The 5,150-nt window shown below is 66.9% G+C and carries 7 protein-coding genes; 3 read left to right on the forward strand and 4 right to left on the reverse strand.

Annotated elements, in window-relative coordinates; translation table 11 throughout:
- The 3 genes from VIR09_RS07620 to hpnC form a co-directional block, all read right to left on the reverse strand.
- Positions 1-306 (reverse strand): FAD-dependent oxidoreductase (locus tag VIR09_RS07620; protein WP_332012325.1); only part of this gene is annotated, 306 nt, incomplete at its 3' end.
- On the reverse strand, positions 303-1,166 hold the full coding sequence (gene hpnD / locus VIR09_RS07625; RefSeq protein ID WP_332012326.1) for a presqualene diphosphate synthase HpnD: 864 nt from the start codon (positions 1,164-1,166) through the stop codon (positions 303-305). The genes VIR09_RS07620 and hpnD, both read right to left, overlap by 4 nt.
- Before the next feature lies 1 nt (position 1,167).
- The gene (gene hpnC, locus VIR09_RS07630; protein WP_332012327.1) at positions 1,168-1,998 is read right to left on the reverse strand and encodes a squalene synthase HpnC; all 831 of its coding nucleotides are present in this window, start codon (positions 1,996-1,998) and stop codon (positions 1,168-1,170) included.
- A gap of 130 nt (positions 1,999-2,128) precedes the next feature.
- Between hpnC and alr the strand changes: the two genes are divergently transcribed.
- The 3 genes from alr (at position 2,129) to VIR09_RS07645 (ending at position 4,641) form a co-directional block, all read left to right on the forward strand.
- Positions 2,129-3,256: an alanine racemase gene (gene alr, locus VIR09_RS07635; protein ID WP_332012328.1), complete on the forward strand. Its 1,128-nt coding sequence runs from the start codon at positions 2,129-2,131 to the stop codon at positions 3,254-3,256.
- Between the two features lie 154 nt (positions 3,257-3,410).
- On the forward strand, positions 3,411-4,130 hold the full coding sequence (locus VIR09_RS07640) for an SDR family oxidoreductase (RefSeq protein WP_013394812.1): 720 nt from the start codon (positions 3,411-3,413) through the stop codon (positions 4,128-4,130).
- Between the two features lie 130 nt (positions 4,131-4,260).
- The gene (locus tag VIR09_RS07645) at positions 4,261-4,641 is read left to right on the forward strand and encodes a tautomerase family protein (protein ID WP_332012329.1); all 381 of its coding nucleotides are present in this window, start codon (positions 4,261-4,263) and stop codon (positions 4,639-4,641) included.
- 25 nt (positions 4,642-4,666) lie between these two features.
- Here VIR09_RS07645 and VIR09_RS07650 read toward each other — a convergent pair.
- Positions 4,667-5,150 (reverse strand): LysR substrate-binding domain-containing protein (locus VIR09_RS07650; RefSeq protein ID WP_332012330.1); only part of this gene is annotated, 484 nt, incomplete at its 5' end.

Genomic DNA, 5,150 nt, shown 5'->3' on the forward strand with positions numbered 1-5,150 from the left:
GGGCAGGCGCGGCGCGGCCAGGCGGAAGCGGCCGTCCAGGCTGGCCAGCTGCAGGGGCCGGCGCATCAGCAAGGCGTCCGGGTTGCGGCCGACTCGGCGCATCAGCGCCAGCGTGTGCTTGTAGGCGCCCGACAGCAGGTGCTGGCCATTGTCCAGCGGCGCGTCGAAATCGGTGTGGAACACGCGCCGGGCGCGGCCGCCCGGCGTATGGCCGGCTTCAAAGACGGTGACCTTGGCGCCCGCTTCGCGCAGGGCGACGCTGGCGGCAAGGCCGGCCCAGCCGGCGCCGATGACCGCGGCTTTCACCGGGCCAACCGGCGGACCAGTCCGCGTCCGCCGCCCACCCAGGTCTTCCAGGCGAGCCACAGCTTGCGCAGGGGAGTGAGCGAGATGCGCTGATGCAGCACCTGCCAGTTGTCGCGTTCGATCTCGTCGAGCAGCGCGTGATAGATGGCCGCCATCATCAGGCCCGGGCGCTGCGAGCGGCGGTCGGCCTCGGGCAGGTTGCTCATGGCTTCGCGGTACAGTTCGCGGGCGCGCTCGGCCTGGAACTTCATCAGCGCGCTGAAGCGGTCGGAGTATTCGCCGTTCAGGATGTCCGAGGCCTTGACCTCGAACTGCTGCATGTCGTTGACCGGCAGGTAGATGCGGCCGCGGCGGGCGTCGTCGCCCACGTCGCGGATGATGTTGGTCATTTGGAACGCCAGGCCCAGCTTCTCCGCGTAGACCAGGGTCTTGGGGTCGGAATAGCCGAAGACGCCGGCGGACAGCTCGCCCACCACGCCGGCGGCATGCCAGCAATACTTGCGCAGGCCCGGCCAGTCCAGATAGCGGGTCTGGTCCAGGTCCATTTCCATGCCGTCGACCACGGCCAGCAGGCGTTCGCGCGTGATCGAACAGCTTTGCAGGTGCGGCTGCAGGGCGCGGGTCACCGGGTGGTCCGGGTTGCCGTTGTACATCTGGTCGACCTGCGTGCGCCACCACGCCAGCTTGACGCGGGCCAGCGACGGGTCGGTGCATTCGTCGACCACGTCGTCCACTTCGCGGCAAAACGCGTACAGCGCCGTGATGGCGCGCCGCCGCTCAGGCGGCAGGAAGAGGAACGAGTAGTAGAAGCTGGAACCGCTTTTGGCGGCTTTCTCCTGGCAGTATTCGTCAGGGGTCATATCAGGTAATTGCGCGCCACATCATGATGGCCCAATCTTTGGCGCCCAATTCGGGGCGATTCATGAATACATCGTAGCCGCCCGCCTCGATACGCTCCAGCACGCGCAGCCCGCCTTGCACCACCAGGCGCAGCTCCAGGCCCATGCGGCCCGGCAGGCGGCGCGCCAGCGGAGCGCCGAAGTGTAGCAGTGCGCGGGCGCGTTCGACTTCGAAGGCCATCAGGTCGCGCCAGGCGGGCGTCAGCCGGCAGGCGGCCAGGTCGTCGTCCGTCACGCCGTGGCGGCGCAGGTCTTCCTGCGGCAGGTAGACGCGGTGCTTGTGCCAGTCCACCCTCACATCCTGCCAGAAGTTCACCAGTTGCAGGCCGGTGCAGATGGCGTCGGCCTCGCTGACATTCTGTGGATTGGTGGCCTCGAACAGATGCAGCATCAGCCTGCCCACCGGATTGGCGGAGCGGGTGCAGTAGTCGGCCAGCGTGGCGTAGTCTTCGTAGCGCTTGACGCTGATGTCCTGCTCGAAGGCGGACAGCAGGTCGTAGAAGGGCGTGATCGGCAACTGGTGGCGCGCGATGGTGGCCGCGAGCGGGACGAAGATGCTGGCCAGTTCGGGCGAGCCGGGTTCGGGCCTGGCGCCTGGTTCGGCGCCGATGCGGTGCAGTTCGGCGCGGAACGCGGCCAGTTGGTTCAGCCGTTCTGCGTCCGTGGCGCTGCCTTCGTCGGCGATATCGTCCGCTGCTCGGGCGTAACGGTAGATATCGGTCACGGCGCCGCGCAGCCTGCGCGGCAGCAGCAGCGAGGCGACGGGGAAGTTTTCGTAGTGATCGATGGGCATATTTGGACTTGCGGATCTGGCCCTGCGGGCCTGTATCGATCCATTTTAGAGTAGTCGCATTCCGGTGACACGGCGCAATGCCGCGTGAGGCGTGGATCAGTTAGACTTAAGCGCCACAGGATCCCACACCATGCCGCGTCCAATCTCCGCCACCGTCTCCGTCTCCGCGCTAGCGCACAATCTCGCGGCCGTGCGCCGCCACCTGGACCAGACCGCGGAGGCCGCGTCGGGCCTGCCGCCCTCGATCTGGGCGGTGATCAAGGCCAATGCCTATGGCCATGGCATCGAGCAGGCCGTCGCCGGCTTCTCCAAGGCGCAAGGCCTGGCGATGCTGGACCTGGACGAAGCCGTGCGCTGCCGCGAGGCGGGCTGGGGCGGCCCTATCCTGCTGCTGGAAGGTTTTTTCGAACCCTCCGACCTGGACATCGTCGACCGCTACCACTTGAGCACCACCGTGCACAACCGGGAGCAACTGGACATGCTGGCCCGCGCGCGCTTTTCGCGCCGCGTCGACGTCATGCTCAAGCTGAACAGCGGCATGAACCGCCTGGGCTTCAGCCCCGCCGCCTACGCCGCGGCGCATGAACGCGCCATGCTGCTGCAACAACAGGGCGTGCTGGGTTCGGTGGGCAAGATGACCCATTTCGCCTGCGCCGACGGTCCCCAGGGCGTGAACGAACAACTGGCGGTATTCAATTCGGTGACGCATAAGATGCCGGGCGCCATCAGCGTCTGCAATTCGGCCGCCACGCTGCGCTTCGCCGAGATCGCCGTCGCTTCGGAAACGCAGGCGCACTGGGTGCGTCCTGGCATCTGCCTGTACGGCGCATCGCCCTTCGCGGACGCCGAAGCCTCCTCCTTCGGTCTGAAACCGGCCATGTCGCTGCGTTCGGAAATCATCGCCGTGCAGGAGCTCAAGGCCGGCGATTCGGTCGGCTACGGCGCCATCTTCCGCGCCGACCGCTCCATGCGCATAGGCATCGTGGCCTGCGGCTATGCCGACGGCTATCCCCGCCACGCGACCACCGGCACGCCGGTGGTGGTGGCCGGCATCCGCACCCAATTGGTGGGCCGCGTTTCCATGGACATGCTGATCGTCGATCTGGGGCCCGTCCCCGCCGCCGGCGTCGGCGCGCCCGTGTCGCTCTGGGGCGAGGAAGGCCCCTCCGTGGACGAAGTGGCTCAGGCCGCCGGCACCATCGGCTACGAGCTGCTGTGCGCGCTGGCGCCGCGCGTTCCCGTCACCCGGGACGTCTGAGCCGGGCCGGTTCCACCTCGTCAGGCGGGCCGTCCGGCAGGCAAGAATTGCTACGCAATTTACAAGACAGGTGGCGCCGGATGGTGTCTACTTGGAAAACCGGGCGCCCAAGCGCCCGTTTTTCACCAAGAAAACAGAAGCGAGGTTTCAATCCATGAAGGACAAATGCGTGCTCGTCACGGGCGCCACCAAAGGCATAGGCTGGGCGCTTACTCAGCGGCTGTCCGACATGGGTTGTCATGTGGTTGGCATCGCGCGCAACACCACCGACGTGGATTTCCCGGGCTACCTCTACGCCTGTGACCTGGCGGACGCCGGCCGCACCGAGGAAGTGCTGCGCGAGATCCGCGAGAAATTCCCGGTCGACGCCGTGGTCAACAACGTGGGCATCGTCTCGCCCCAGCCGCTGGGCGAAATCGACCTGGCCACGCTGTACAACGTGCTCGACCTGAACGTGCGCGTGGCGGTGCAGGTTACCCAGGCCTTCATCGAATCCATGAAGGTGCGCCGCGCCGGGCGCATCGTCAATGTGGTCAGCCGTGCCATCCACGGCGGCATGGAACGCACTGCCTATTCGGCGGCCAAGAGCGCGCTGGTGGGCTGCACCCGCACCTGGGCGCTGGAACTGGCCGAATACGGCGTCACCGCCAACGCGGTCGCGCCCGGCCCGATCGAAACCGAGATGTTCCGCGCCACGCGGCCGGCCGGCAGCGATGCCGAAAAGCGCGCGCTGGCCTCAGTGCCCATGAAGCGCCTGGGCACGCCCGCGGAAGTGGCGGCTGCGATCGCCTTCCTGTTGTCGGACGACGCCGGCTTCATCACTGGCCAGGTGCTGGGCGTGGACGGCGGTGGCAGCCTGGGCGGCCGTTCCTAGGGCGGAAATTGGGGGCGTGGTAACACGCCCTATGCATGAATGGCGCGCTTCGGCGCGCTTTTCCATTCTGGGCCTGCGGCAGCAGCGCCAAACTGGCTAAGATAAAGCGGCACAACCTGGAGAACCCACGATGCCGCTAGTCCATATTTCATTGCGCGCAGGAAAGCCGGAAGCCTATCGCCAGGCACTCTTCGATAACATCTATCTGGCCATGCGCGAAACCTTCAATGTTCCCGAAGACGATCAATTCATGACCATGACCGAGCATGAGGCGTCGAACTTCCGCTACAGCCCGACCTACATGGATGTGGCGCGTAGCGACGACCTCGTGTACATCCAGATCACGGCGAACAATACGCGCAGCCAGGAACAGAAAAAAGCGCTGTTCCGGCGTATCGCGGAGCGCTTGGGCGCTGACCCTGGCCTGCGGCCCGAGGATGTGTTCGTGAATCTGGTGGAAGTGGCGAAGGAGAACTGGTCCTTCGGACACGGTCTCGCGCAATACGCTTGAGACCGGCAGGGGGGCGCTTGCGGGGCTACGCGCCGAGCGCCCCGGCTTCCGCCCGCAGCGCGTCCAGAAAACGCTGCAGCGCTGGCGCCGCCTCGACCTGCGCGCGCTGCACCACGCCTACCGGGGGCAGGTTCCAGTCGGGGCGGAATCTCAGGATGGCCAGTACGCCCAGCGCGGCGTAGTGCTGGGCCACTGCGCGTGGCATGGCCGAGAGCAGGTCGCTGCTGCGCAGCAGCACCTCGTTGGCCAGCAGCGATACCGATTCGGCCATGGGCGCTCGCAGCGTCAGGCCCTGTTCGGCGAAGTAGGAGTCGATGCGCTGGCGCAGCGGCGCCTGCGGCGGCGGCAGGATCCAGTCCTGCCGCGCCAGCGCGGCGGCGGTGATGCGGGTGGACTTGGCCAGCGGGTGGCCGACGCGCGCCACCACGCAAATGGGCTCTTCGTACAGGACTTCGGTGCGGAACACGGGCTGCGTGGCGTCCAGCATCAGACGCCCCAGCACGCAATCG

The sequence above is a fragment of the Achromobacter sp. genome (assembly GCF_036567245.1).
In the GTDB taxonomy this organism is placed as follows: Bacteria; Pseudomonadota; Gammaproteobacteria; order Burkholderiales; family Burkholderiaceae_B; genus Achromobacter.